The sequence below is a fragment of the Microbacterium sp. F01 genome, assembly GCF_056156365.1.
The window spans coordinates 4,263,659-4,289,675 of sequence record NZ_CM149592.1; the positions used below are offsets into that span (position 1 = coordinate 4,263,659).

At 71.6% G+C, this 26,017-nt stretch carries 27 protein-coding genes; 11 read left to right on the plus strand and 16 right to left on the minus strand.

Annotated features, from left to right (window positions below; all coding sequences use genetic code 11):
* Positions 1–38 precede the first annotated feature (38 nt).
* On the minus strand, positions 39–1,052 hold the full coding sequence (locus ACVN90_RS19505; protein ID WP_475099856.1) for an aldo/keto reductase: 1,014 nt from the start codon (positions 1,050–1,052) through the stop codon (positions 39–41).
* A gap of 69 nt (positions 1,053–1,121) precedes the next feature.
* Between ACVN90_RS19505 and pdxR the strand changes: the two genes are divergently transcribed.
* The gene (gene pdxR, locus ACVN90_RS19510; RefSeq protein WP_475099857.1) at positions 1,122–2,546 is read left to right on the plus strand and encodes a MocR-like pyridoxine biosynthesis transcription factor PdxR; all 1,425 of its coding nucleotides are present in this window, start codon (positions 1,122–1,124) and stop codon (positions 2,544–2,546) included.
* Positions 2,547–2,556: 10 nt separating this feature from the next.
* Positions 2,557–3,129: a YdeI/OmpD-associated family protein gene (locus tag ACVN90_RS19515; RefSeq protein WP_475099858.1), complete on the plus strand. Its 573-nt coding sequence runs from the start codon at positions 2,557–2,559 to the stop codon at positions 3,127–3,129.
* Positions 3,130–3,245: 116 nt separating this feature from the next.
* Here the strand turns inward: ACVN90_RS19515 and ACVN90_RS19520 are convergent, their stop codons facing one another.
* The 7 genes from ACVN90_RS19520 to ACVN90_RS19550 form a co-directional block, all read right to left on the minus strand.
* Positions 3,246–4,133, minus strand: coding sequence for an RNA polymerase sigma-70 factor (locus tag ACVN90_RS19520; RefSeq protein ID WP_475099859.1), 888 nt, complete (start codon positions 4,131–4,133; stop codon positions 3,246–3,248).
* A 10-nt stretch (positions 4,134–4,143) separates the two neighbouring features.
* Complete coding sequence (locus ACVN90_RS19525) at positions 4,144–4,734, minus strand: carboxymuconolactone decarboxylase family protein (RefSeq protein WP_475099860.1); 591 nt, start codon at positions 4,732–4,734, stop codon at positions 4,144–4,146.
* 77 nt (positions 4,735–4,811) lie between these two features.
* Positions 4,812–5,390 (minus strand): orotate phosphoribosyltransferase, encoded by a 579-nt coding sequence (gene pyrE / locus ACVN90_RS19530; RefSeq protein WP_475099861.1) that lies wholly within the window; start codon positions 5,388–5,390, stop codon positions 4,812–4,814.
* Positions 5,391–5,641: 251 nt separating this feature from the next.
* Positions 5,642–6,007, minus strand: a complete 366-nt coding sequence (locus ACVN90_RS19535) for a type II toxin-antitoxin system PemK/MazF family toxin (RefSeq protein ID WP_475099862.1) — start codon at positions 6,005–6,007, stop codon at positions 5,642–5,644.
* A complete protein-coding gene (locus ACVN90_RS19540) occupies positions 6,004–6,231 on the minus strand; it encodes a ribbon-helix-helix domain-containing protein (RefSeq protein ID WP_475099863.1) in 228 nt (75 codons plus the stop codon). The genes ACVN90_RS19535 and ACVN90_RS19540 overlap by 4 nt, the downstream gene beginning before the upstream one ends.
* 45 nt (positions 6,232–6,276) lie before the next feature.
* The gene (locus ACVN90_RS19545; protein WP_475099864.1) at positions 6,277–7,002 is read right to left on the minus strand and encodes a hypothetical protein; all 726 of its coding nucleotides are present in this window, start codon (positions 7,000–7,002) and stop codon (positions 6,277–6,279) included.
* A gap of 39 nt (positions 7,003–7,041) precedes the next feature.
* Positions 7,042–9,297, minus strand: coding sequence for a hypothetical protein (locus ACVN90_RS19550; RefSeq protein WP_475099865.1), 2,256 nt, complete (start codon positions 9,295–9,297; stop codon positions 7,042–7,044).
* A gap of 136 nt (positions 9,298–9,433) precedes the next feature.
* Between ACVN90_RS19550 and ACVN90_RS19555 the strand changes: the two genes are divergently transcribed.
* A complete protein-coding gene (locus ACVN90_RS19555) occupies positions 9,434–10,273 on the plus strand; it encodes an exodeoxyribonuclease III (RefSeq protein ID WP_475099866.1) in 840 nt (279 codons plus the stop codon).
* A gap of 192 nt (positions 10,274–10,465) precedes the next feature.
* Here the strand turns inward: ACVN90_RS19555 and ACVN90_RS19560 are convergent, their stop codons facing one another.
* Genes ACVN90_RS19560 through ACVN90_RS19570 form a run of 3 tightly spaced genes read right to left on the minus strand, consistent with a single transcriptional unit; the run spans position 10,466 to position 12,269 of the window.
* Complete coding sequence (locus tag ACVN90_RS19560; RefSeq protein ID WP_475099867.1) at positions 10,466–11,083, minus strand: dihydrofolate reductase family protein; 618 nt, start codon at positions 11,081–11,083, stop codon at positions 10,466–10,468.
* A gap of 28 nt (positions 11,084–11,111) precedes the next feature.
* Entirely contained in the window at positions 11,112–11,831 is a 720-nt protein-coding gene (locus tag ACVN90_RS19565) for a winged helix-turn-helix transcriptional regulator (protein ID WP_475099868.1), read from the minus strand.
* The gene (locus ACVN90_RS19570) at positions 11,832–12,269 is read right to left on the minus strand and encodes a VOC family protein (RefSeq protein ID WP_475099869.1); all 438 of its coding nucleotides are present in this window, start codon (positions 12,267–12,269) and stop codon (positions 11,832–11,834) included.
* Between the two features lie 165 nt (positions 12,270–12,434).
* Between ACVN90_RS19570 and ACVN90_RS19575 the strand changes: the two genes are divergently transcribed.
* Both ACVN90_RS19575 and ACVN90_RS19580 read left to right on the plus strand, forming a co-directional pair.
* Positions 12,435–13,718, plus strand: a complete 1,284-nt coding sequence (locus ACVN90_RS19575) for a sensor histidine kinase (RefSeq protein WP_475099870.1) — start codon at positions 12,435–12,437, stop codon at positions 13,716–13,718.
* Complete coding sequence (locus tag ACVN90_RS19580; protein WP_475099871.1) at positions 13,715–14,479, plus strand: response regulator; 765 nt, start codon at positions 13,715–13,717, stop codon at positions 14,477–14,479. Before ACVN90_RS19575 ends, ACVN90_RS19580 begins: the two co-directional genes overlap by 4 nt.
* Before the next feature lie 200 nt (positions 14,480–14,679).
* On the opposite strand, the gene ACVN90_RS19585 is transcribed toward ACVN90_RS19580, so the two are convergent.
* Positions 14,680–15,249: an NADPH-dependent FMN reductase gene (locus ACVN90_RS19585; RefSeq protein ID WP_116195390.1), complete on the minus strand. Its 570-nt coding sequence runs from the start codon at positions 15,247–15,249 to the stop codon at positions 14,680–14,682.
* A gap of 214 nt (positions 15,250–15,463) precedes the next feature.
* Here ACVN90_RS19585 and ACVN90_RS19590 point away from each other — a divergent pair, with 214 nt between their 5' ends.
* Together ACVN90_RS19590 and ACVN90_RS19595 are read left to right on the plus strand one after the other, a co-directional pair.
* The gene (locus ACVN90_RS19590) at positions 15,464–16,348 is read left to right on the plus strand and encodes an ABC transporter ATP-binding protein (RefSeq protein ID WP_475099872.1); all 885 of its coding nucleotides are present in this window, start codon (positions 15,464–15,466) and stop codon (positions 16,346–16,348) included.
* Positions 16,345–17,457, plus strand: coding sequence for an ABC transporter permease (locus tag ACVN90_RS19595; RefSeq protein ID WP_475099873.1), 1,113 nt, complete (start codon positions 16,345–16,347; stop codon positions 17,455–17,457). Before ACVN90_RS19590 ends, ACVN90_RS19595 begins: the two co-directional genes overlap by 4 nt.
* A gap of 65 nt (positions 17,458–17,522) precedes the next feature.
* On the opposite strand, the gene ACVN90_RS19600 is transcribed toward ACVN90_RS19595, so the two are convergent.
* Complete coding sequence (locus ACVN90_RS19600) at positions 17,523–17,936, minus strand: VOC family protein (RefSeq protein WP_475099874.1); 414 nt, start codon at positions 17,934–17,936, stop codon at positions 17,523–17,525.
* 118 nt (positions 17,937–18,054) lie between these two features.
* On the opposite strand from ACVN90_RS19600, the gene ACVN90_RS19605 reads away from it, so the two are divergent.
* The 3 genes from ACVN90_RS19605 to xdhC are packed head-to-tail and all read left to right on the plus strand — an operon-like array spanning position 18,055 to position 22,772.
* Entirely contained in the window at positions 18,055–19,497 is a 1,443-nt protein-coding gene (locus tag ACVN90_RS19605; RefSeq protein WP_475099875.1) for a xanthine dehydrogenase small subunit, read from the plus strand.
* Positions 19,494–21,926 (plus strand): xanthine dehydrogenase molybdopterin binding subunit, encoded by a 2,433-nt coding sequence (gene xdhB / locus ACVN90_RS19610; protein ID WP_475099876.1) that lies wholly within the window; start codon positions 19,494–19,496, stop codon positions 21,924–21,926. Before ACVN90_RS19605 ends, xdhB begins: the two co-directional genes overlap by 4 nt.
* Positions 21,927–21,935: 9 nt before the next feature.
* Positions 21,936–22,772 (plus strand): xanthine dehydrogenase accessory protein XdhC, encoded by an 837-nt coding sequence (gene xdhC, locus ACVN90_RS19615; protein ID WP_475099877.1) that lies wholly within the window; start codon positions 21,936–21,938, stop codon positions 22,770–22,772.
* A 69-nt stretch (positions 22,773–22,841) separates the two neighbouring features.
* On the opposite strand, the gene ACVN90_RS19620 is transcribed toward xdhC, so the two are convergent.
* The 3 genes from ACVN90_RS19620 to ACVN90_RS19630 all read right to left on the minus strand — a co-directional run bounded on the left by ACVN90_RS19620 (position 22,842) and on the right by ACVN90_RS19630 (position 24,483).
* Positions 22,842–23,333 carry a nucleoside deaminase gene (locus ACVN90_RS19620; RefSeq protein ID WP_475099878.1) on the minus strand — a complete coding sequence of 164 codons (492 nt, stop codon included), beginning with the start codon at positions 23,331–23,333 and terminating at the stop codon, positions 22,842–22,844.
* A gap of 57 nt (positions 23,334–23,390) precedes the next feature.
* Positions 23,391–23,858, minus strand: coding sequence for a ribonuclease E activity regulator RraA (gene rraA / locus ACVN90_RS19625; protein WP_475099879.1), 468 nt, complete (start codon positions 23,856–23,858; stop codon positions 23,391–23,393).
* 88 nt (positions 23,859–23,946) lie between these two features.
* Complete coding sequence (locus tag ACVN90_RS19630) at positions 23,947–24,483, minus strand: helix-turn-helix domain-containing protein (protein ID WP_475099880.1); 537 nt, start codon at positions 24,481–24,483, stop codon at positions 23,947–23,949.
* Between the two features lie 57 nt (positions 24,484–24,540).
* Between ACVN90_RS19630 and ACVN90_RS19635 the strand changes: the two genes are divergently transcribed.
* On the plus strand, positions 24,541–25,974 hold the full coding sequence (locus ACVN90_RS19635) for an MFS transporter (RefSeq protein WP_475099881.1): 1,434 nt from the start codon (positions 24,541–24,543) through the stop codon (positions 25,972–25,974).
* The last annotated feature ends 43 nt before the right edge of the window (positions 25,975–26,017 follow it).

Consider the following 26,017-nt stretch of genomic DNA (forward strand, 5'->3'; position numbering starts at 1 on the left):
GCGCCGGGTGAGGGCGGGCTGGCGCCCGCCGCACCCGGTCAGGCCGAGACCGCCGCGCGGACGTCGAGGTCGGCGGCGGCGAGGCGCGCCCGGACGTCGGCGTCGAGGACGAGCTCAGACGCGACGAGTGCCTCTTCGAGTTGCGCGACGCTCGAGATGCCGACCACGGGGATCACCGGCAGCGCCGCACCGAGCAGCCACGACAGCGCGACCTGGTTGGGTGTCGCGCCGATCTCGGCGGCGACGTCGTGGAGCGCGCGCACGCGCTCGCGGTTGGATGCATGCCGCATGGGCGCCCACATCGGCTTGTCGTCGCGGGCGAACGCGCCCTGGTGCAGCGGAGAGTACGCCGTGATGGTGAGCGGCGGCCTGCCGTCGATGCCGGCCGCGGCGGTGTAGTCCAGGAGCTCGACCGATACGTCGTTGGTGCGCCCGAAGCCCGGGCTCGGGTAGACGTAGCTGTAGCCCTGCTGCACGACACCGTAGGGGTCGACGCCCTGGCGCAGCGCCTCGTCGCGGGCCTCGATCAGGCGCCACAGCGCGACGTTCGAGATGCCCGAGATGCCGACGAGCCCCTCGCGCTGCAGCTGCCCGAACGCGGCGACGGTCTCGGCGATCGGCGTCTCGCGGTCGTCGACGTGCCCGTACAGCACATCGATGCGGTCGACGCCGAGGTGCTGCAGGCTGAGCCGCGCCTCGCGCGCGACCACCTCCGCCGACAGCCCCTGGAAGTTCGTCGGCTCGACGTTCTGGAGGGGCAGCGCGGGGTCCTTCTTCGCGGCGCCGAGCTTGGTGGCCAGCCGCACATCGCCGAGGCCGCCGCGGCGGCGGATCCACGTGCCCAGCACATCCTCGCTGTCGCGGCCGTGGCCGCCGACCCACGCGTTGTAGTTGTTCGCGGTGTCGACGAAGGTGCCGCCGGCGGCGGCGAACCGGTCGAGGATCTCGAGGGATGTCGCGGTGTCGGTGCGCGTGCCGAAGAACATGGTGCCGAGGCACAGGGTCGAGACCTCGAAGGCCGTCGTGCCGTTCGAGATGGTGCGGTACTGCATGGTGTGCCCTTTCCTTGGTTCGTGATCCCATCGTGGAGCGCGGACGGTCTGGGAGTACGATCCGATTCGATGCCAGAGACCCAGACCAATCCGATCGCGTGGGAGACATTGCTCGATCTCGCCGCGTACGACGGCCCGCGTCACGTGCGGTTGGAGCAGGCGGTACGGGATGCTGTCGCCACCGGCCGTCTGCCCGCCGGCGCCGCACTTCCCCCGAGCCGGCTGCTCGCGGCGTCGCTCGGGGTCTCGCGGTGGGTGGTCACCGAGGTGTACGGGCGGCTCACGGCCGAGGGCATCCTCGATGCCCGGACCGGCTCGGCGACGCGGGTGGCAGCATCCGTCCGCGCCACCGCTGCCCGGCCCGCCCCGGAGCCTGTCCCCCCGCTGCGGAGGCCCCGCTACGACCTCGCGCCCGGCGTGCCCGATCTGCGGAACGCGCCGCGCGCGCTGTGGCTGCGCGCGATGACCGAGGTGCTGACCGAGACACCCGACGCCGATCTGTTCCGTCTCGACGGGGATGTGCCGGCCGCCCGCGTGGCGCTCGCGGCCTACCTGTCGCGGTCGCGCTTCGCTCGGGCCGACGCGGACGCCGTCGTGGTCACGCACGGCGCGGCCGACGGCATGCGGCGCGTTGCGCGGGCGCTCCGTGCCCTCGGGCATACCGCGCTCCTCGTCGAGGACCCGTCCTGGCAGCGCATGCGTCAGGTCGCCGCGGCGGAGGGCCTCACCGCGGTGCCGGTTCCGGTCGACGACGATGGCATCGACGTCAAGGCGCTGGTCGAGGCATCCGTCCGCACCGGCGCGCGCGCAGCCCTCGTGACGCCCGCGCACCAGTTCCCCACCGGGGTGCCGTTGTCGGCCGAGCGCCGTGAAGCACTCATCGCCTGGGCGCGCGCCCGGGACGGGGTCGCGATCGAGGACGACTACGACGCCGAGTTCCGCTACGACCGGCGCCCGATCGGAGCGCTGCAGGCGATGGCGCCCGACCGCGTCGTGCTCGCCGGCAGCCTCAGCAAGACGGCGACCCCGGCGCTCGGCCTCGGCTGGCTCGTGCTGCCGCCGTGGCTGCGCGATGCGGTGCGCGACGCGGGATCGGCGGCGCCGTCGATTCTCGACCAGCTCGCGCTCGCCCGTTTCCTCACCTCCGGCGGGCTCGACCGGCACCTGCGCGGCGCACGCACGAGATACCGGCGTCGACGCGAGGCGCTCCTCGCCGCGCTCGATCGCGCGCTGCCCGAGTGCCGCGTGTCGGGCATCGCGGCAGGGCTCCATGTCGTGCTCGATCTCCCGTCCGGCGTGCGGGCGGCCGACGTCGTGCGCGCCGCGGAGCCCCGCGACCTCGGCCTCACCGACATCCGCCGCTACCGCGTCTCGCCCGACGCGCCGGCACCCGAGCGGCTCGTGCTCGGCTACGGCGACCTCGCCGACCCCCTCGTCGACGAGGCGGTGCGCCTGCTCGCCGCCACCGTGCGCGAGGTCGGAGGCTCCCGGTAGGGTCGCGATCATGGGAGCGCTCGACGACGGCGAGATGGTGGAAGTGACGGATGCCGCGGCCTGGCGTTCGTGGCTCGACGCGAACCATCGCACCTCCAAGGGGGCGTGGCTCGTGCGGGCGCGACCGGGATCCGGGATCGAGGTCATCGGCTATGAGGATGCGATCCTGCAGGCCCTCTGCTTCGGGTGGATCGACGGTCCGGTGCGCTCGTTCGACGAAGAGCGCGGCGGCCTGTGGTTCGCGCCGCGGCGTGCGACGAGCGGGTGGGCGGCGACGAACAAGGCGCGGCTCATCCAGCTGGAAGAGGCCGGGCTGATCACCGAGGCCGGCTATCGCGCGGTCGAGGTCGCCAAGGCCAACGGCGCGTGGACCGTGCTCGACAACGCCGAGGCGATGCGCGAGCCCGACGACCTCGCAGCGGCGCTCGACGCCGTACCCGCCGCACGCACCGCGTGGGACGCGTTCCCGCCGTCGAGCCGCAAACTCGGCATCTCGACCGTCGACATGGCGCGGCGCCCCGACACCCGGGCCGCCCGTGTCGCGAAGATCGTGGCGGACGCTGCCGAAGGGAGGCGCCCGTGATCTCCGAGACCGAGCAGACGCTGCTCCTGCTGACGGCCGCCCTCATCACGCTCGGCACGCTCACCGTCATCATCTGGCAGTGGTGGCGTGGCCGGGGCAAGGGCGACTGACCGGGATCAGCGGGCGACCACTGCCTCGGCGTCGACGCGGCCGAGCTTCTCGGGGTTGGCGATCGAGTACACCTGCGTGATGCGCCCGTCCACGACGGTCAGGCTGACGACGCCCACGAGCCCGCCGTCGAGCTCCATGCGCACCCCGGGCTGCCCGTTGACCCACGTCGACGACGCCACGAGCGAGCCCTCGACCTTCGCCAAGCCGCCGATGAGGTAGCGTGCGAGCCGATCGGCGCCGACGATCGGCCGACGGGCGGCACCGCGGACCTTGCCGCCGCCGTCGGCGACCGACACGACGTCGGGCGCGAGCACGTCCATGAGTCCCTGCAGGTCGCCGCTGTTCAGCGCGACGACGAGTCGCTCCACCACCTCCTCGTGCTCGGTCGGCCCGACGGTGACGCGAGGCCGGCGTGCGGCGACGTGGTCCTTCGCACGGCGCGCGATCTGCCGCACGGCCGCAGGAGTCTTGCCCACCGCATCCGCTATCTCGTCGTACGGCACGTCGAACACCTCGCGCAGCACGAACACGGCCCGCTCGGCGGGGCCCAGCGTCTCGAGCACCGTGAGCATCGCGATCGACAGGTTCTCGGCGAGCTCCACGTCATCGGCGACGTCGGGGCTCGTGAGCAGGGGCTCGGGGAGCCACTCGCCGACGTACTCCTCGCGCCGCCGCGACACCGCGCGCAGGTGGTTGAGCGCCTGCCGCGTGACGATGCGCACGAGATAGGCGCGCGGCTCCTGCACGGCGGCGCGGTCGACCGCCGCCCACCGCAGCCACGACTCCTGCAGCACGTCCTCGGCGTCGGCCGCCGAGCCGAGCATCTCGTAGGCGACGGTGAACAGCAGGCTCCGGTGCGTGACGAAAGGATCGTCGACGTCGGCGATGCTCATGGTCGCGAGCCTACGCGGAGGCGCCGACGGCAGGCCGGGTCGCGAGCGGCGGCAGCCCGCAGGCATCCGCGAAGTGCTCGGAACGGATGCCGAGCGCGATGTTCATCCGCGCCGACATGTTCATGAACGCGACGCGGGCCGCCAGCTCGACGAGGCCGGCGGGGCCGAGGTCGGCGAGGAGCGCGTCCGAGAGCTCGTCGGTGACCGCGGGCGGCGTCTGGCTCGCCGCCTCGGCGTACTCCATCACGCGGCGCTCGAGCGGGGTGAACACGGTCGACTCACGCCACCGCGGCACCTCGCGCACCTTCGCCGCGTCGACATCGCGGTTTCGTGACATGAAGTAGTTGAAGTCCAGGCAGAAGCTGCAGCCGATGGTGGCCGCCGACGCCATCGCCGCGAAGGTCGCGAGGCTCGGGTCGAGCTCGTGCCAGCCCTCGACCTTCTGGCCGATGCCCATCGAGTCCTTCATCACGCGACGGTGGTGCCACAGCACACCGACGGAGTCGGGCACGCGGCCGATCATCCTGCGCGCGGCGAACTTGATGATCGCGCCCTGCGCGCCGGTGACCTCTGCGGTGGGAATGCGGGTGTCGCTGGTCATGTCTACCTCCGTGTCGAATGGGTCCTACGACATGGAGACACCGGCCGCGGCCGGTGTGTGACACACCCCGCGGAGAATTACTGCGGGTCGAGGCCCAGGTCGTCGAGATCGATGGCCGCGAGCCACTCCAGGCCCTCGGCCTCGACGGCCGCCCGCGCGCCGGTCTTGCGGTCCACGATGACGGCGACGGCGACGGGCTCGGCGCCCTCGCGGCGGAGCGCCTCGACGGCCTTGAGCGCCGACTGACCCGTGGTCGAGGTGTCTTCAACGACGACGACGCGCTTTCCCGCGACATCCGCCCCCTCCACCTGGCGGCCGCGGCCGTGGTCCTTGGGCTCCTTGCGCACGACGAAGGCGTCGAGCGGCTTGTGGGTGCGCGCGGACTCGTGCATCACGGCGTTCGCGATGGGGTCGGCACCGAGGGTGAGGCCGCCGACGGCGACGATGCCGTCCACGTCGCGGATGAGATCGAGCATGATGCGCCCGATCGACGGAGCCGCACGGTGGTCGAGCGTCAGCTTGCGCATGTCGACGTAGTACGTCGCCTGCTTGCCGCTCGAGAGGGTGAAGTCCCCGTGGAACACCGCCTCGTCCTGGATCAGCGCGATCAGATACTGGCGGTCGGCTTCGAGCTGGGGCGTGGAGGCGGCGGTCATGCTCTCGATTTTACGGATGCTGCGCCCCGGCGCCCGCTCAGGAGCCGATGGGTACCAGCTTCTTGCAGGTCATCGAGAAGCCCCACTTCTTCGCCGCGCCCCAGTAGCCGCAGACGTCACCGGCGAAGATCGTCCCGCCGGAGTTCACGATCGACAACGACGTCGCACGCTCCGCCGCCTTGCACGCGGTGCTGGTCGTGTAGCCCGGAATCGCGTCGGTTCGATGTTCGCGCGGCCGGGTTCCGCGAGTCCTACAGGGCGAGGTGCAACCGCAAGGCGTCGTCGAGCGCGCCGAGCAGTTCCGCGGGGACCCAGCCGACGATCCCGGCGACTCGTGCGACGGCGATCGTGCGCACTTGCTCCGCCTGTGCCTTGGAAAGGCGCTGCAGCCCGGTCTGCTCCGCGGGAAGAAGCACCTGGAAGTCATGCACGTGCACGACATTCGACGTGACGGGAACGACGGTGATCACGCCGCCCGCACGAACCGCCGCGGCGTTCGCCGTGTTGTTGCTGACGACGACGACGGGACGCGTCCGCGATGCTTCGCTACCGATCACCGGATCGAGGGATGCCAGCACGATCTGGCCACGACGGAGAAAGGGGATCGCGTCGCTCATGCGACGCCGTCACCCGTGGCGGCGCTCCACACGTCTTCCTCGCCGGATTCCTTCCATTCGCCGAAGGCCTCGGCATAGGCGTCGGCGAGCCGGCTTTCACGCAGCAGGCGCACGGCTTCCTGCACTGCGGCGGAGCGGCTCTCGAAATGACCGTCGAGCGCCTCGCGGTCGAGGAATTCGACGTCCGCTTGGCTGAGGCTCACGCTCACCTTCGTGAAGGACATATGGCGATGCTACTCCGGTGGCAACAGGAAGCCTACCGCGGGAGGTCACTCCTGGACCGGGCGTCCGCTGAGCATCGCGGCGTCGCGCGGGGCGGCGCGCGCCACCACCGCCTCGCGCCGCTCGTCCGGCCCGGTGGCGCCGGGAGGCAGGAGCGCGGCGACCGCCCTCGACACGGCGGGATCGGCCGCGTCCGCGGCGAGGGCATCGGTGCGCGAGAGCGCGAGACGCGCGGCGACCGCCGTGCCCGGGTCGGACGAGTCCGCGAGACGCTCGAGCGCGGGCTCGGCGGCACCGATGACGCCCGTCCCCAGCAGGCTCTGAACCACATCGCGATCGAGGAGATCCGCGGCGAGCGCGGCGTTCTCACCCGCGGTGCGCATGAGCGCGGCCGAGTTCGACGTGAGCGTCTCGCCCGGCCGCACGGCGAAGTGCGCCACGAGCTCGTAGCGACCGGGGACGGGGAACAGCGGCTCACTGCCCTCCGACACGAGTGGCACCCCCGCGACCAGGCGCTCCCCCGTGGCGAGCTCGACCGAGCGGGGCGCCGAATCGGCCGGCCACGGCCAGGCGGCTCGGGCGATACGCCCGTCCGGCCCCGTCACCTCCACATCGAGGTCGCCCTCGATGAGGTTGAGCCGGGCGCTCACGGTCGCCGCGCCACCGACCGCCGCGACCTCCACCTCGGCGTAGGCGATGCGGTCGAGCGGAACGGACTCGGGGGCGAGCCGGAGCCGGAGCTCCAGCCCGCCGCCCAGCGCATCAGAAGTCACATCTCGATCCTTGCTCGGCACGGCGCCGCTGTCACCGGGTCACCGCCCCTGCGGCGAGACGAAGTCCTCGGCGATCTGCTCGGCCGCCGCGACGTCCTTCCCGGCCGCCGACCTCGCGCCGCCCTTCGTGCGCGCCTTGAGCGCCGCCACCGTGTCGGCGACGACCGGCGCATTCTTCTCCGTCGGACTCGCGACCGTCACGGCGAGCGCGGCGACGCGTTCGGCCGACCGGCCGGCAAGCGCCAGTTCGAGGAAGTGCGCCGCCTCGTCCGGCGCCGCGTCCCGCACGCCGCGGGCACGCACGTCGGTGAACGAGCGCGCCAGCGAGTTCGCGAGCACCAGGGCTCCGGCCGCACCCGTGTCAGTGTCGTTGTGCTGCTCGGCCAGGTCCGTCAGCACGGCTCGGGCGGCAGCATCCGTCGCGAAATCGCCCATCGCGATCGCGCGCCCGACGCCCGGCGTCAGCGTCTTGGCGCTGATGTCGACCTCGGCCTCGGAGGCGGGCCCGCGGACGTCGACGGTCACCGGCGCCGACCGCACGGTCGTCACCGGATCGACCTCGAGCTGCGCGGCGACCGTGTGACGTCCGGGCTCGGTGAAGGTCACGCCCTGGTTCGTGAAGAACACCTGGACGTGGCCCCGGATCGACTCTCCCGGTTGCAGCACCGTCGTCGGGCGAGGGCCGCAGCCGATCGCGACGTCGACGAGGTGCTCGAGCGAGCGGTCGGGCGAGGTGTGCAGGAAGACGAGGTCGCCCTCCGAGAGGTTGATGAGCGTCGTGACCGTGCGGGGCTGGTCCGACACGTTCGTGAGCACGACCTCGGCGGTGACGTACTCGCCGACGAACGCCTGCGCGGGCATCGCGACGGTGAGCTCGAGGGCGTCATCGGAGGTGTCGCCCGCGAGACCCGCGACGTCGACCGGCGCCGGCAGCCCCGCCGACAGGTTGCCGTGCCCCCAGCCGAAGTTCTTCCAGCCGGGCCGCACCTGCGGATCGGGCGAGTGGATGAGCGACGTGCGGTCGTGCTCCGAGAACACGAACGCCGCGTTGCCCGGGTAGGGGTTCGCGACGGTCGCGAAGCCCATGACGTCGCCGGTCTGGTTCATGATCTCGATGCCGATGCCCGGGTTGTGGACGTCGTGCTTCGGGTGCCACAGGTTGAACGCGTGCCCCGCCTCGTGCACGAGCGTGCGCAGGAATGCCGCCGGCACCTCGTCGAGCGGGCGGTTCCGCGCCGCAGCGGCGATGAACGAGTCGTCGCCGAGCTGCACGTCGGCGAACCCCGCGGCTCCCTCGCGCGGCACGGTGTCGTCGTCGAACATGATCCCGAACAGGCCGCCCTGCGACGAGCCCACGAACAGCCACAGCCGCCACTGCTCCCCGGCCACCGTCTGCCGGTGGCCCGACATGAGCGTCGCGAGCTCGGCGTTGGTGAGGGCGGCGTCGTTCGGCACGTCGATCTCGTCGGTGACGACGGTGACGTCCCAGCCGGCGGAGGCATACACGGAGCGCACGTTCGCTGCGGCTCCCGAGCCGATGGTGGCGGATGCCGGGAACACGCGGTTCACCATGGCATCGACCTCGATGCGGCACCCGCGGTACATCGGCGACGTCTTGCGCGCCGTGACGGTGGTGACGGTGCCGCCGATCGAGAGCGTCCCGGTCATCCGCTGCGACGGGCCCAGGACCGAGGCCGCGGGCGCCACCACGAGCGGCCGCCGGCAGCGGAGCGTGAGCGTGCCGGTGTCGGTGGAGACGAACTCCTGCGTCGTGCGGTTCCACAGGTGGCGGACGATCTGCACGGTGAGAGTGCCGTCGGCGTAGGTGGCGCCGTTCGAGCGGAAGTACCAGGAGTACTCGGTCTTGGGGAATGCGGGGTACGTGCGCAGGCTCACCGGGAGCAGGTCAGAGACCGCGGTCTCGTCCGCCGTGCCGAGGTCGCCGGCCTCCGCGTCGGCGCCCGCGAACGGCCCCGGATCCGGGATCGGGACCGGCCGGTGCACCTCGCCGAGTACCGGCGGGAACACGCGCCGCGAGTACATGTCGCCCGAGATGCGCAGGGAGGACGAGCCGACCTCGATGCGCAGCGCGCCGCGCACCTCGGGAGCGAACACGGTGCGTCGTTCGAGCTCGAGCAGCCAGGAGCCGTCCAGGGTGCCGACGGGGCACGGCCGGGTCGGGAGTTCGGGCCGGATGATCGGCCCGGCGATGAGCTCGCCGTCGGCGTCGAACTCGAGGGGCATGTCGGCGTGCGCCGCGGAGGCCGCGTGGCCGCAGCCGCAGTCGTGGTCCATGGTGGGGTCTCGCTTTCCCGACCGCGGACGCGGCCGCTGACAGAAAGGAGAATCCTCCTCACGGCGCTGATACGCCAGGGGTCGCGGCATCCCGTCGCGCCTTTCGACGTCCGCCGCCCCGCCTAGGCTTGATCCCATGCGCCTGGCCACCTGGAACGTCAACTCGATCCGCGCGCGGGTCGACCGCATCGTCGACTTCGCGGTGCGCGAGCACATCGACGTGCTCGCGATGCAGGAGATCAAGTGCAAGTCCGAGCAGTTCCCGTTCGGCCGGTTCGAAGAGGCCGGCTACCACGTCGAGGCGTACGGGTTCTCGCAGTGGAACGGCGTCGCGATCGCCAGCCGCGAGCCGCTCACGAACGTGCGCACGTCGTTCCCGGGCATGCCCGGCTTCGAGAAGGGGCACAACGGCCCCGACGCCCCGCAGGAGGCCCGGGCGATGGGCGCGACCATCGGCGGTGTCGAGGTGTGGAGCCTCTACGTGCCCAACGGTCGCTCGCTCGGCGACCCGCACTACTACTACAAGCTCGACTGGCTGTCGGCGCTGCAGCAGTACACCTCCGAGTCGCTGACCGCGAACCCCGACCTCGCACTCGCCCTGGTGGGCGACTTCAACATCGCGCCGACCGATGCCGACAACGGCGACCCCGCCGTCGTCCCGGGCTTCTCGACTCATGTGTCGCCGCCGGAGCGTGAGGCGTTCGCCGCGTTCGACACCGTCGGCGTGCAGGACGTCGTGCGCCCGCTGATCCCCACCGGCTACACGTACTGGGACTACAAGCGCCTGAAGTTCCCTCGCAACGAGGGCATGCGCATCGACTTCATCCTCGGTTCGCACGCGATCGCCGACGCCGTCACCGGTGCGACGATTCACCGCGACGAGCGCAAGGGCGAGCTCCCGAGCGACCATGTGCCGGTCGTCGTCGATCTCGACCTCGAAGGCCCGGACGACGACGATCGCCCGATGATCTTCTGAGATTCCGGATGCTGCGGCCCGCGGCATCCGTGACCACCGATGCCGCTCCGGCCATGGCAGCGGTGGTCGCCGGGCTGCCCACCGGGGGTGGCGGGGCGTCCGGCTCTGGGGAAACAGGCGCCTGAGGCGCCTCCGGCGGGGTGCCGGCGTGGGAGCGCCGGCACCGCTGCCCTTCCTGCGCTCGAGGCGACCTCAGTCCTCCGGCCCGACCTCGCCGGTCTGCACCTCGCCCGGCTCCGGCCCGTACCGCAGCTGGAGCACGCCGAGCGGGCCCGTCACGGCCGGCTCGAGCAGCCTGACGTTCGCGGGATGCGCGCCCTCGGGGAACACCTTCTTGCCCTGACCGAGCACCACGGGGTACACCCACAGCGTCAGCACGTCGAACAGCTGCTCCTTCAGCAGGGTCTGCACGAAGTCGACGCTGCCGATGACGTGGATGTTCTCGTGCTTCTCGCGCAGCGCCTCCACCTCGCGGTTGAGGTCCACGCCGAGCTGCGTGGACCCCTCCCATTCGAGGGTGGGCAGGCCGCGCGAGGCGACGTACTTCGGTGCGCCGTTGAGGGCGTCCGCGATCATCCCGGACTGGTGCGGCCAGTAGCCGGCGAAGATGTCGTACGTCCGTCGCCCGAGCAGCAGCGCGTCGAGCTCCGAGATGCCCTTCCCGATCGAGGCGCCGATGGTCTCGTCAGGGAACGGCGCCTGCCAGCCGCCGTACGGGAATCCGTTCGAAGGGTCCTCCTCCGGACCGCCGGGCGCCTGCGCGACGCCGTCGAGGGTGGTGAACAGGTCGATGTAGATGCGACCGGTCATGGCCGCCTCCTTCCATGGCGGGGCCGGCTCAGGCGACGAGCGCGACCCCGGGATCGATGGGGATGTGGAACGTCTGGGCGAACCGCTCGAGCAGCGTCGCATCGCCCGAGACGACGGCGAGCACGTCCTGGTCGATCGCGTCGGCCGGGGTCAGCTCGCCCGAGATGAGGCGACGGATGCCGGGACCCGCCGCGAAGACGAGATCGGGCTCTGCCGCGGTAGAGGCCTGCGTCCCGAGCCGGGGGTCGACCGGACGCCCGGCCGGTTGGACCTGCGCGATGCGCAGCCCCGACGCATCGACGTGCACGCGCAGCACGACGTCGCCCACGTGCAGCTCGTAGTCTGCGGGCGGCAGCGCGGTCGCAGCATCCGTCTGAAATGCCGTCCGCAGCGCCATCGTCAGCGAGTCGGCCGTGACGACGTCCCCGGGCTGGGGGTCGCCCATCTCCTGGAACCCCCACCGGCCGAGGGCCAGCACGATCGGCTCGAGCTCGCGGCCGTACGGGGTCAGCTCGTACACGAGCCCGCAGTGCAGCAGCGGCACGCGGCGCACCACACCGCCCTCCTGCAACTCCTTGAGCCGTGTGGAGAGGATGTTGGTCGGGATCTTGGGCAGCCCCTGCTTGAGGTCGGTGTAGCGGCGGGGGCCGACGAGCAGATCGCGGACGATGAGCAGCGCCCACCGCTCCCCGATCAGCTCGACGGCCGTCGTGACCCCGCAGTACTGCCCGTAGCTGCGGGATGCCACTTACGCCTGCGCCGGCTCCGCCATGAACGCCTCGGGTCCCTTGGCGGCGGCCTCGGGGTCCATCCACATGAACTGGACGCCGTTGCCGTCCGGGTCGATGAGGTCGCGCGCGTACATGAAGCCGAAGTCCTGCGGCTCGCCGGGGGCCGTGCCGCCACTGGCGACACCCGCTTCGACGATCCGGTCGACGTCCTCGCGGGTCTCACGGCTGATCGACAACAGCACCTGGGCGTGCGTCTTCGGGTCGGCGAACTCCTTGTCGGTGAACGTCGCGAAGTACTCCTTCGTGAGGACCATGAAGAAGATCTGGTCGCTCCACACGACGCACGCGGCGTTCTCGTCGGTGAAGAGCGGGTTCAGCGCGCAGCCGAGGGCCGTGTAGTACGCCTTCGAGCGCTCGAGGTCGTTCGTCGGGATGTTGACGAAGATGTGCGTCATTGCCTTGCTCCTTGTGACCGTGGGCGTCGACCGGACTGGCGACAGAACGATGGTTGCAAAAAGCAAGCACGCTTGTCAATAGCAAGCAGATCCATGGATGCTGCGGCCCGACGTCTCCGTCTCACGGGGGATGCCGCCACCTCGCCTCCCCCGTAGCGTGGAGGGATGTCCGACCTGCCTCCCGCGGACCCGGCGCGGCGCCCGGCGCCGACAGCCGGCGAACTGCGCAACGACGTCTGGCTCGCCGTCGGCCTCTTTGTCGCCGCGGTGATCAGCACCGCCCTCGGCTCGGTCGCCGGCATCTACGGCGCCGACGCCAACGCCGGCATGCAGTGGGCGCTGCTCTACAGCCTCGGGCTCACGGCCCCGCTCGCGGTGCGACGGCGATTCCCCGAGGTCGTCGTGGTGATCATCGCCCTCGTCTTCTTCTTGGGCGTCACCTTCCGCATCCCCGACCTCTACGTCTCGAACATCGCCATGTTCATCGCGATGTACACCGTCGGCGCATGGGTCGTCGACCGCCGACGGGCGATGTGGGTGCGCGTCGGCGTGATCATCGCGATGTTCGTCTGGCTGGTCGTGACGATGTTCCAGGCGGCGATCGACCCGTCCGACGAGGCCCTGTCGAAGGCGGGCCTCTTCTCGCCGTTCGCGGCGATGCTGCTCATCCAGCTGCTCGTCAACGCCGGGTTCTTCGGCGGCGCGTACTACATGGGCGACCGCGCGTTCGCCGCCGCGATGTCGCGCGCCGCGCTCGAGGAGCGCACGCGCGAGCTCGAGCGAGAGCGCGAGGTCACCGCCGCGCAGGCCGTGGCCCTCTATCGCGTGCGCATCGCCCGCGAGCTGCACGACGTCGTGGCGCACCACGTGTCGGCGATGGGCGTGCAGGCCGGCGCTGCCCGCGCCGTGCTGGAGCGGGATCCGGATGCTGCGCGAGGAGCCCTCCTCGGAGTCGAGGCGTCCGCCCGCTCCGCGCTGGTGGAGCTGCGGCAGCTGCTCGAGACCCTCCGCACCTCCGGCGGCGACGCCGAGGCGACCGGGTCGACGGTGCACCTGTCGGGACTCGCCGACCTCGTCGCCCACGCGAACGACAACGGCCTGCCGACGACCCTCACGATCGTCGGCGACGCGGTGGAGCTTCCCGACCTCGTGCAGGTGAACGTGTACCGCGTCGCGCAGGAGGCGCTGACGAACGCACGCCGCCACGGCGGCCCGGATGCCGCCGCCGACGTCCGCCTGCGCTACGCGCCCGACGCCGTCGAGCTCGAGGTCGTCAACACCGGCCGCGCCGTCGCCGCGCCGATGCGGCCGGGGCTCGGCCTCGTCGGCATGCGCGAGCGGGCCGCCGCCTCGGGCGGCGAGCTCGAGGCGGCGCCGCGCGCCCGCGGCGGGTTCCTCGTACGTCTGCGCGTGCCGCTGGCGGTTCCGGCAGGGGCGGTCGGCGCATGATCCGCGTGCTGCTGGTCGACGACCACGCCGTGATGCGGGCGGGCTTCCGCATGATCCTCGAGTCGGCGGGCGACATCGCCGTGGTGGGTGAGGCCTCGACCGGCGTGGAGGCGGTGGCCGCGGCATCCGATGTCCGTCCCGACGTGATCTGCATGGACGTGCAGATGCCCGACATGGACGGGCTGGAGGCGACCCGGCGCATCGTCGGCGACGCGTCGGTGGAAGCCGCCGTCGTGGTCGTGACGACCTTCGATCGCGACGACTACCTGTTCGATGCGCTCGCCGCCGGCGCGAGCGGGTTCCTCCTGAAGAACGCCGGCCCCGAGGAGTTGATCTCGGCCGTGCGGGTCGCTGCGGCCGGCGACGCGCTGCTGGCGCCCGAGGTCACGCGGCGGGTCATCGCCCGCTTCGCCGCCGCCCCGCAAGCCGACGCTCGCCCGGCCCCCTCCCCCCACGGCGAGAGAACACCTGGCGGCCGAGAGATAGGCACGTTCCCTACCTCTCGGCCGCCAGGTGTTCTCTCGCGGGAGACGGCGGTGGCGGCGACGGGGGCGGTGGTGGCGCCGGAGGTCGAGCTCACCGAGCGCGAGGGCGAGGTGCTGCGTCTCGTGGCGCAGGCGATGAGCAACGCCGAGATCGCGCAGCGGCTCTACATCGGCGAGGCCACCGTGAAGACGCACGTCTCGAACGTGCTGCAGAAGCTCGGCGCCCGCGACCGCGTCGCCGCCGTCGTCTACGCCCACCGCCACGGCCTGGCCTGACCCCTGCCACCCCTGCCACCTCTGTTCCGCAGTCGGAAATGGTGCTCGTCTGCGGGGGCGTCCGGTCGACGGACACGGAGCGGCCGGAGGGGGCGCCGGAGATGACGGATGCCCCGGCCCGGCGCCGCGAGGGGCGCCGGGCCGGGGCATCCGGGGGTGCTGGAACGGAATGGCGGCCTGGGTCGGGCCGACCGGGGGAATTACGCGGCGACGGGAACCGCGGCGTAGCGGTCGACCAGGGCGCCGAAGGCCTGGAGGTAGCCGATGAGGAAGTCGGCGGTCTGCTCGCTGGTGACCTCGCCGGTCTCGGTGAAGAGGCCGGGCGTGGTCTGCACGTAGCCCTCGGGCTGGCCGAGCGTCGGAGCGTTGTAGTGGCTGAGGATCGCCTTGAGGTGCTGCTGCGCCGCCGCGGTGGCGATGCCGCCGCCCGAGGTGCCGATGACGGCGGTGGGCTTGCCGTCGAACGAGCCCTGGCCCCACGGGCGGGCCGACCAGTCGAGGGCGTTCTTCAGCACGCCGGGGATCGAGCGGCTGTACTCGGGCGTGATGATGATGACGCCGTCGACGTCGGCGATGGCCTGCTTGAAGTCGCGGGCGACCTGGGGGAAGTCGGCGTCGAAGTCGGGCGAGTAGAAGGGGAGGTCCTTGATGGGGATCTCGACGAGGGTCGTGCCCTCCGGGGCGAGACGCTCGAGGGCCTTCGCGAGACGACGGTTGATGGAGGTCGACGAGATGCTGCCGACGATGTAGCCGATGGTCCGCTCGGTCATGTGGGGTTCTCCTAGAAAAGCAAAGGCGTCCCCGGTGGGGACCACCGTGGACGTTCCACCTCCATGCAAGCACATGCACGCTGCTTCTATTCCAACGCATGAAAGATCTCTCATCCCCCGCACGGCGGAGGCAGGTCGAATCCGCCCCACGGGGGAGGCCGCAGCGCGCTCGCCTGCGTAGCGTCGTCCACAGGGGAAGCGAGAGGAGAAACGGATGCTGCAGCTTCGCGGTATCGGCAAGAGCTACGGAGGGCGCCGCGTGCTCGACGACGTGTCGTTCGACGTCAAGCCCGGCCGGCTGACCGGGTTCGTCGGCGGGAACGGCGCCGGCAAGACCACCACCATGCGGATCGTGCTGGGGGTGCTCGCGGGCGACGCCGGCACCGTGTCGCTCGACGGCTCCGAGGTGACGGCAGCCGACCGCCGTCGCTTCGGCTACATGCCCGAGGAGCGCGGCCTCTACCCCAAGATGAAGGTGCACGAGCACATCACCTACCTCGCGCGACTGCACGGCTTCTCGAAGACGGATGCTGCCACCCGCGCCCGCGCGCTGCTCGAGCAGCTCGGACTCGGCGAGCGACTGAACGACAACGTCGAGACGCTGTCGCTCGGCAACCAGCAGCGCGCGCAGATCGCCGCCGCGCTCGTGCACGACCCGCAGGTGCTCATCCTCGACGAGCCGTTCTCCGGCCTCGACCCGCTCGCGGTCGACGTCGTGGCGGGCGTGCTGCAGGAGCGCGCCGCCGCCGGCGCCGCCGTGCTCTTCTCGTCGCACCAGCTCGACGTCGTCGAGCGCCTGTGCGACGACCTCGTGATCATCGCCGGCGGCACGATCCGCGCGGCCGGTGCTCGCGACGCGCTGCGCGCACAGCACTCGACCCGCCGCTTCGAGCTCGTCTCGGCCGGCGACGCCGGGTGGCTGCGCACCGAGCCGGGGGTCGACGTGCTCGACTTCGACGGGGGCTACGCGGTGTTCGACGTCGACAGCGACGAGACCGCGCAGCGGGTGCTGCGCCGGGCCGTCGCACAGGGGGATGTCGCGAGCTTCGCGCCGCAGCATCCGTCCCTCGCCCAGATCTTCAAGGAGGTCATCCAGTGAGCACCATCACCGAAACCCGCCGCGGCGGGAGCACGCTGGGCGCCGGCCAGGCCATCTGGCTCGTCGCCGAGCGCGAGATCGGCTCGAAGCTGCGCAGCAAGGCGTTCGTCATCTCGACGGCGATCCTGTTCATCGGCGCGCTGGCGATCGTCATCTGGGGCGGCTTCCAGGCCGCCAACAACGCCGGCACGCCGGTCGCGGTGACCGCCGACGCGCAGCAGTACGTGGCGAACGCGGAGGGGCTCGACGTCACCGACGTCGCCGATCGGGCCGCCGCCGAGGCGCTCGTGACCGACGGCGCGGTCGACGCCGCAGTCGTGGGCGACTCGTCGTCGCCGCTCGGCTTCTCGGTCATCGCCGAGTCATCCGCCCCCACGTCGCTGCTCCTGCAGCTCGCGCAGGTGCCGCCGGTGGAGCTCCTCGCGCCCGAGGAGGGCAACGCCGCGCTCGGCTACATCGCCGCGATCGGGTTCGGCATCGTGTTCCTGCTCGCCGCGTCGCTGTTCGGCGGCACGATCGCGCAGAGCGTCGTCGAGGAGAAGCAGACCCGGGTGGTCGAGCTGCTCATCTCGGCGATCCCGGTGCGCTCGCTCCTGGCCGGCAAGGTCATCGGCAACACGGTCCTCGCGATGGGCCAGATCCTGATCCTCGCCGCCATCGCGATCATCGGCCTCACCGTGACCGACCAGACCGCACTGCTCCAGGGTCTCGGCGCCCCGATCGCCTGGTTCGCGATCTTCTTCCTGTTCGGCTTCATCCTGCTGGCGTCGCTGTTCGCGGCGGCCGCCTCGATGGTGTCGCGCCAGGAGGACATCGGCTCGACCACGATGCCGCTGACGATGCTCGTGATGGCGCCGTACTTCCTCGTCATCTTCTTCAACGACAACCCGCTCGTGCTGGCGATCATGTCGTACGTGCCGTTCTCGGCGCCGGTGGGCATGCCGATGCGCATCTTCCTCGGCCAGGCGCAGTGGTGGGAGCCGCTGCTGTCGATCGCGATCCTCATCGCGACGTGCGTCGCGGCGATCCTCGTCGCCGCCCGCATCTACGAGAACTCGCTGCTGCGGATGGGCGGCCGCGTGAAGCTCTCGGAGGCGCTCGCCGGCTGAGCCTCGGATGACGGACGGATGCTGCGGCCCCGCGCACTGCGCCGGGCCGCAGCATCCGATCGCTTCTACTTCTCGCCCGTCATCTCCGGCATCATCATGCCGACCGAGATGACGTTGCCCGCGGGGTCTTTGAACCACGCGATGTCGGGGCCGCCCTCGAAGCCGCGCGAGATGCCCTTCTCGTCCGTGCCGTAGTCGGGGTCGGTGTAGATCTTCGTCACGACGCCCTTCGCGTTGAGGTCGTCGACAGCGGCCTCGACGTCGGCGACGTCGAAGTTGAGGATCGTGAACACGGCCGGCTCGTGATCCTCCTTCGGATAGACGAAGATGCTGCCGCCGCCGGGAAGCGCGATGGTGAAGCCGCCTCCCATCTCTTCGTAGACCGTGACGTCGAGCCCCAGGGTGTCGCGGTAGAAGGCCACCGCCTCGCCGATGTCGGGTACGGCGAAGCTCGAAAAGGGCCGATCGGGTGTGAACATGACAGCCTCCCAGTGGTTGTGCCGCCGCCAACGATCCTCTTGCCCGCGGGGCGTGTCCAGAGGGGTCGCGGCGCACCGCCGCAGGGCCCGTCACGCGGCGTAGACTCCGGGCATCCGCATGAACCATGACAGCGCTGTGACCGTCAACGGGCGGGTCGTTCCGCTCGTGGGCACGGTCGCGCACGCCACCGCTCTGGACTGGCTGCGGGGTCTCGGACTCACCGGCGCGAAGGAGGGCTGCGCCGAGGGCGAGTGCGGCGCATGCGCCGTGCTGGTGGCCACGGCGGGGGCCGACGGCGCCACGGCGTGGACGCCCGTCAACGCCTGCCTGCTGCCGGCACACGCGCTCGACGGGCAGGAGGTCGTGACCTCCGAGGGCCTCGGTTCACCCGACGACCTGCATCCGGTGCAGCAGCAGCTCGCGGCTGCCGGCGGCTCGCAGTGCGGGTACTGCACCCCCGGCTTCGCCTGCGCGATGGCCGCCGAGTTCTACCGCGCCGACCGGAGGGCGGGCGCGGTGGACGTCGAACACGGGGCGAACGGGTTCGACCTGCATGCGATCGGCGGTAACCTGTGCCGCTGCACGGGCTACCGGCCCATCCGCGATGCGGCTTTCGCACTCGGGATGCCGCGGCCCGATGATCCGCTGCGGGAGCGTCTGAGCGAGCCGGCGCCGCCCGCGCTCGCCACCGACGTGCGCGCGGCGGACGGGCGTTTCGTGCGGCCGAAGACTCTGGACGAGGCGCTCCGGCTGCTGCGCGACGAACCGGAGGCGCTGGCGGTGGCCGGCAGCACGGACTGGGGCGTCGATGTGAACCTGCGCGGCGCGCGCGCACCGCTCGTGGTCGCGATCGACCGCCTGCCCGAGCTGCGGGCACTCGAGTTCGCCGGCGACGCCGTCGAGATCGGCGCCGCCGTGCCGCTCTCCGAGATCGAACGCAGCATCGGCTCTCGCGTCCCGCTGCTCGCGCAGCTGCTCCCACAGTTCGCGTCGCGCCTGATCCGAAACCGCGCGACGCTCGGCGGCAACCTCGGCACCGCCTCCCCCATCGGCGACGCGGCGCCCGCGCTGCTCGCGCTCGCGGCGAGCGTCGTGCTCGTCTCCGTTGACGGCGGCGAGCGCGAGATCGACCTCGCCGATTACTTCACGGGGTACCGCACGTCGGTCCGGCGCCGCGATGAGCTCATCCGCGCTGTGCGCATCCCGCTTCCCCAGCCGGGCGTGACCGCGTTCCACAAGATCGCGAAGCGGCGGTTCGATGACATCTCGTCGGTGGCGGTCGCCCTCGCCCTCGACCTCGACGACGGCGTCGTCACCAACGCACGCATCGGCCTCGGCGGCGTCGCCGCCACCCCGTTGCGCGCGTACGCGACAGAGCATGCCCTCGACGGACGCCCGTGGACCGCCGCGACGGTGGCGGCGGCATCCATCGTCCTGCAGCAGGAGGGGACGCCGCTCGACGACCATCGCGCGAGCGCCTCGTACCGCGCCCGCATGCTCGGCATGGCGCTGCCGGCGCTCTTCGCGGCGCCGGCCGATCAACGGGAGGCGACAGCATGAGCTCGCTCGCCGACCGCCCCGAGAACCCGGTCGTCGGGCGCCCCGCGGTGCACGAGAGCGCGGCGCTGCACGTCACGGGCACCGCCGTCTACACCGACGACGTCGCCGCGCGCGCCCACGGCGTGCTGACCGCGTGGCCCGTGCAGTCCACGTCGGCGCACGCGCGGGTCACGGTCGATGTCGCGCCCGCCTACGACGTGCCGGGCGTTGTCCGCGTGCTGACCGCCGACGACGTGCCGGGCATCAACGACGCGGGGGTCAAACACGACGAGCCCCTCTTCCCGAGCGAGGCGATGTTCCTCGGGCACGCGCTGGTCTGGGTCTTGGGAGAGACACCGGATGCTGCGCGCCGAGGCGCCGCCGCCGTCACGGTGACGTACGAACCGCTGCCGTCGCTGATCACCGTGCAGGAGGCGATCGCCGCCGGGTCGTTCCAGGGCGTGCCCCGCACGATCGCGCGCGGGGACGCGGCATCCGCTCTCGAATCCTCCGCGTTCGTGTTCGAGGGTGAGAGCGTGGTCGGCGGGCAGGAGCACTTCTCGCTCGAGACCCACGCGTCGTTCGCGGTGCGCGACGCCGACGGGCGGTACTTCGTGGAGTGCTCGACGCAGCACCCGTCCGAGACGCAGGAGATCGTGGCGCACGTGCTCGGCATCGCGTCGAGCGAGGTCACCGTCGAGTGCCTGCGGATGGGCGGTGGCTTCGGCGGCAAGGAGATGCAGCCGCACGGGTTCGCGGCGATCGCGGCGCTGGGGGCCAAGCTCACCGGACGCCCCGTGCGCCTGCGACTCAACCGCACGCAGGACATCACGATGTCGGGCAAGCGTCACCCGTTCCACCTGGCGTGGCGCGCCGGCTTCGACGCCGACGGGTACCTGCAGGCGCTCGACGCGACGCTCACCGCGGACGGCGGCTGGAGCCTCGACCTCTCCGAGCCGGTGCTCGGCCGCGCGCTCTGCCACGTCGACAACGCCTACTGGATCCCGAACGTGCGGGTGCACGGCCGCGTCGCACAGACGCACAAGCCGTCGAACACGGCGTTCCGCGGGTTCGGCGGCCCGCAGGGCGCGTTCCTCATCGAAGACATCCTGGGGCGCGCGGCGCCCGTGCTCGGGATCGATCCGCTGGAGCTCCGCGAGAAGAACTTCTACCGACCGGGTCAGTCGACGCACTACGGGCAGCTCGTGAAGGACGCCGGGCGTCTCGCCGCGATATGGAACCGCCTGCGCGCGGACTCCGACCTCGATGCCCGGCTGCGGGAGGTCTCGCGGTTCAACGCCGCGCACGCCGACCGCAAGCGCGGCCTCGCGATGACGCCGGTGAAGTTCGGCATCTCGTTCACCTTCACGTCGTTCAACCAGGCCGGCGCGCTCGTGCTCGTCTACAAGGACGGCTCGGTGCTCATCAGCCACGGCGGCACCGAGATGGGCCAGGGCCTGCACACGAAGATGCTGCAGGTCGCCGCGACCGCGCTCGGCGTGCCGCTGGAGACCGTGCGCGTCGCCCCGACCCGCACCGACAAGGTGCCGAACACGTCGGCCACCGCGGCCTCGTCGAGCGCCGACCTCAACGGCGGCGCCGTGAAGCTCGCGTGCGAGGAGATCCGCGGCAGGCTCGCCGCGGTCGCCGGGCGTCTGCTCGGCGTCGACGCCCGCGACGTGCGCTTCTCCGACGGGTACGTGTCGGTCCTCGGCGGCGGGGAACGGATGCTGTTCGCCGACGTCGTCGCAGCCGCCTACCTGCAGCGCGTGCAGCTGTTCGCCGCCGGCTACTACCGCACCGAGGGCCTGCACTGGGACGCCGACCGCCAGCAGGGTTCGCCGTTCAAGTACTTCGCGTACGGCTGCGCCGCCGCCGAGGTCGAGATCGACGGCTTCACCGGCGCGTATCGCCTGCGCCGCGTCGACATCGTGCACGACGTCGGCGACTCGCTGTCGCCGTTGCTCGACATCGGCCAGATCGAGGGCGGCTTCGTGCAGGGCACCGGCTGGCTCACGCTCGAGGAGCTGCGCTGGGACACCGGCGACGGGCCCACCCGCGGGCGCCTGCAGACACCGTCGGCCAGCACGTACAAGCTGCCCAGCTTCTCCGAGATGCCCGAGGAGTTCCACGTCGCGCTCTTCGAGGACGCCCGCGAGGACGGCGCCGTGTACGGCTCCAAGGCCGTCGGCGAGCCGCCGCTGCTGCTCGCCTTCAGCGTGCGCGAGGCGCTCCGCCAGGCGGTCGCAGCGTTCGGGCCGGGTGGTCGCGCTGTCGAGCTCTCGTCGCCCGCGACTCCGGAGGCGGTGTTCTGGGCGATCGAGGCCGCGCGCGGCGCGAGCGCTGCGGGCGCAGCATCCATGTCCCGTGATGGAACGGATGCTGCGATCACCGGCCCGACCGAGGACTCGGGGTCGGCGGAACCCGACCTGCTCACGGCGGGCCGCTGAGGCCCGGCGATGGACTGGCTCGACGCGGTGCGGGATCTGCGAGACGCCCGCACACCCGCGGTGATCGTGACGCTCGCGATGGTGCGCGGCCACGCGCCGCGCAACGGCGGCGCGAAGATGGTCGTCGCGCCCGGCGAGGTCTTCGAGACGATCGGGGGCGGCAACCTCGAGGCGACCGCCGTCGCGCGCGCCCGGGCGATGCTCGCCTCCGGGACCGCCGAGCCGGAACTGCTGACGCTCACGCTGAGCGACAAGGAGACCACCGAGTACGGGGTGCAGTGCTGCGGAGGAGAGGTCACGCTCATGCTCGAGCCGGTGCGGGTCGTGCCGTCGATCGCGGTGTTCGGGATGGGCCACGTGGGGCTCGAGGTCGCGCGGATCCTCGCGCGCCAGCACCTCGACCTGCATCTCGTGGACTCGCGCGACACGATGCTGTCGCCGTCGCGTCTTGGCGTCGACGGCGTGGCCGGGCCGCTCGCCGACGCGGTGGCGCGCGTGCACGTGCACCATGCTCCGGTGCCCGAGTCCGTGCTGGCGTCGGTGCCGGCGGGCACGCACGTGCTCGTCATGACGCACGACCACGCCGAAGACCTCGCGATCGTCGACCAGGCGCTCCGCACCGGCGGCATCGCCTCGATCGGCCTCATCGGCTCGCGGTCGAAGTGGGCCCGGTTCCGGGCGCGCTTGCACGAGGCCGGCCACGACGAGGCTGCCCTCGCCCGGGTCACGACGCCCATCGGCCTCGCCGAGATCCCCGGCAAGCACCCCGCGACGATCGCCGTGAGCGTCTCGGCCCAGCTGCTGCAGCTGATCGAGGAGGCCGCGCCCGCGGACTCCGGTCGCTGAGCCGACGGACCGCGCCCTTCCCGCCCTCCCACCCGGGCGAACGGCGAACGCCCAACGCCGGAGTCGTCGTCAGTACTCGATGCGGGTCGAGTTCCGACCCCACTCAGTGAACGGCGAGACGCGGTGCTCGGGGACGAGCTCGATCGATTCCACGGGCATGATGTCGCGGTGCTCGGGGTGGCCGTCGAAGTAGCGGTAGAAGACGGCGTCGTCGAAGCCCGCGGCGGCGGCGTCCTCGCGGTCCGCGGCGAAGTAGACGCGCTCGATGCGGGCCCAGAGCGCGGTGCCGAGGCACATCGGGCACGGCTCGCAGCTCGTGTAGAGCGTCGCGCCGGTGAGGTCGAACGTGCCGAGCCCCTGGCACGCCCGCCGGATGGCGACGACCTCGGCGTGCGCCGAGGGATCGAGGTCGGCCGTCACGCGGTTCACGCCCTCGAAGACCTGCCCGTCCGCCGACACCACGACCGCGCCGAACGGACCGCCCGCGTTGCGGACGTTCTCGGTCGCGATCTCTATGGCCCGTGCGAGGTAGCGGGCGGGCGTCCCGTCGGTGGAGGACATCAGCCCCACCCTACGAGCGCCCCGCGCGATGCGCACCACCCCTCGCCGCGGGGCCCGTCACCGCTCGACGAGCACTCCGTCGGCGTCGGCCCACACGTGCTTGCCGGGCACGAACGCGACGTCTGCGATGACCACGGGCACGTCGACCTCGCCGACGCCCGCTTTCGCGCTCTTGCGCGGGTTGGAGCCGAGCGCCTTGACGCCGAGGTCGAGCTCGCCGATCGCGACGCGGTCGCGGACGGCGCCGTGCACGATGAGCCCCGCCCACCCGTTCTCGACCGCGGACGCCGCGATGAGGTCGCCCACGAGCGCCGATTCGAGCGATCCGCCGCCGTCGATCACGAGCACGGCGCCCTCGCCCGGCGTCGCGAGCAGCGCCTTCACGAGCGCGTTGTCGCGGTGGCACCGCACCGTGCGGATCGGCCCGTCGAACGCGACACGCCCTCCGAGGTCGTGCAGCTGCAACGCGAGCGAGTCGAGCTCGTCGCCGCGTTCGTCGTAGAGGTCGGCCGTCGCGGTGGTCATGGACTCTTTCTACAGCGGATGCTGCGGGCCGCAGCATCCGTCATCCGGAGAAGTTCTCGCGCCCTTCTGCGAACCGCAAGAACCCGCGTCAGGAGAGGGCCGGCGGGTTCTCGTCGGGGTGGAGCGTGCTGAAGAACGAGTACGTCTCGCCGTCGGGGTCGGGACCGCGCTCCTTGAACTCGTTGACGAGCTCGTACAGGCGCTGCTGGAACTCGTGCTTGTGCTCGGGCGTGAGCTTGAGTCCGAGCCATGTGGCATCGAGATCCTCGGGGTCGACGCCCTCGATCTGCTGCAGGAACGTCTCGATCAGCACCGGCGACCCACCGGGCATCGACGTGCGCCATGAGAGCCCGGTCGCGCGATACGGCACTTCGCGCGCGCCCTGTGCGCCGGTGCGCTCGGGCTCGGCGGCAAGGTAGCCGGTCTGCACGAGCGTGCGGACGTGATGCAGCATCGTGCCCGGATTCATGCCGAGGAGCTGGGCGAGCTCCTTGTTCGTGCGCGACTCGAACGCGCACAGCCGCAGCACCCGCAGGCGCAGCGGTGAGCTCAGGGCGCGCATGCGCGCCTCCGCCTCGGGATCCCCCGGGCGAAGCTCGATCCGCTCCTCGGATTGGTCGGCCACGAGGCCAGCGTAGCCGAGTGATTGACAGATCTCAATCAGTGGCGCACACTGATTGACATGTCCCAATCAGACGAGGTGCGCGAGGCCGAGGACGTCGACGACACCGTGCTCGCAGAGGCGCGGGCCGAGGCATCCGTCCTCACCTCCCGCGCGGGTGCCGACGAGGCGGTCGAGGCGGATCAGCAAGCGGCGGCGGGCGTCGCCCCCGCGTCGGCGCCGAAGGGCTCGCTGTGGCGCGACCGCAACTTCGTGACGCTGTGGAGTGGTCAGGCGCTCAGCCAGTTCGGCGCGCAGATCACCGAGCTCGCCATCCCGGTGCTCGCCGTGCTCGCGCTGAACGCGACCGAGTGGGAGGTGGGCGTGCTGAACGCCGCGCAGGTCGCGGCGTTCCTCATCGTGGGCCTTCCGGCCGGCGCGTGGATCGACCGCATGCGCAAGCGGCACGTCATGATCGTGGCCGACGCGATCCGCGCCGCCGCCCTGGCGACTCTCCCCCTGCTGGCCGTGCTCGGGATGCTGCAGATCTGGCACATGATCGCCGTGGCGCTGATCATGGGTGTCGCGACCGTGTTCTTCGACGTGTCGAATCAGAGCATCGTTCCCTCCCTCGTGAGGACGAACCAGATCGCCGAGGCGAACGGCAAGCTCCAGTCCACGGAACAGCTGGCCGGCCTCGCCGGCCCTGCGGTGGGCGGCTGGCTGCTCGGCGTGCTCGCCGCTCCGCTCGCGATCCTGATCACGGTCGTCACCTACCTCGCGTCATTCGTGGCGCTGCTGTTCACCCGCGACCACGAGCAGCTCCGCGCCCCGGAAGACCACCAGCCGCTCGTGCGCGAGATCGGCGAGGGCCTGCGCTGGGTCTTCGGCAACGGGCTCCTGCGACGCATCGTGCTGACCACCGGAACCGCGAACTTCTTCGGGACGATCGCGACGACGCTCCTGCCGATCTTCGCGTTGCGCGAGCTGGGTCTCACCCCGCAGATGGTGGGCATCGTGTTCTCGCTCTCGGCCGTCGGCGGACTCCTCGGCGCGATGCTGACGCCGCGCATCGTGGCGCGTATCGGTGAAGCACGAGCGATCCCGACCAGCGCGATCGCGTTCTCGGTGATCCCGTTCTTCCTGCCGGCGATCTCTCTCGTGCCCGCGCTGGCGTTCCCTCTCCTGGTGATCCAGTTCTTCCTGGCGAGCTTCACGGTGCTGCTCTACAACATCACCCAGGTCACCTTCCGTCAGCGGATCACGCCGCCGCGACTGCTCGGGCGCATGAACGCCTCGGTGCGCTTCGTGGTGTGGGGTGTCATGCCCATCGCCGCGCTGCTCGCGGGCGCGCTGGGCACCTGGATCGGCACCGTGCCCACGCTGTGGATCGGGGCCTTCGGCGAGCTCTTCGCGTGCCTCTTCGTCGTGATCGGCCCGTTCTGGCGTATGCGGGAGCTGCCCGACGCGCACGCGGAGCACGCGGACACCGAGGCGCCCGACCCGGGGCGCTGACGCCTGGCTGTCGGATGCCTCGGCCCGCCGCGCAGGGTGCGGG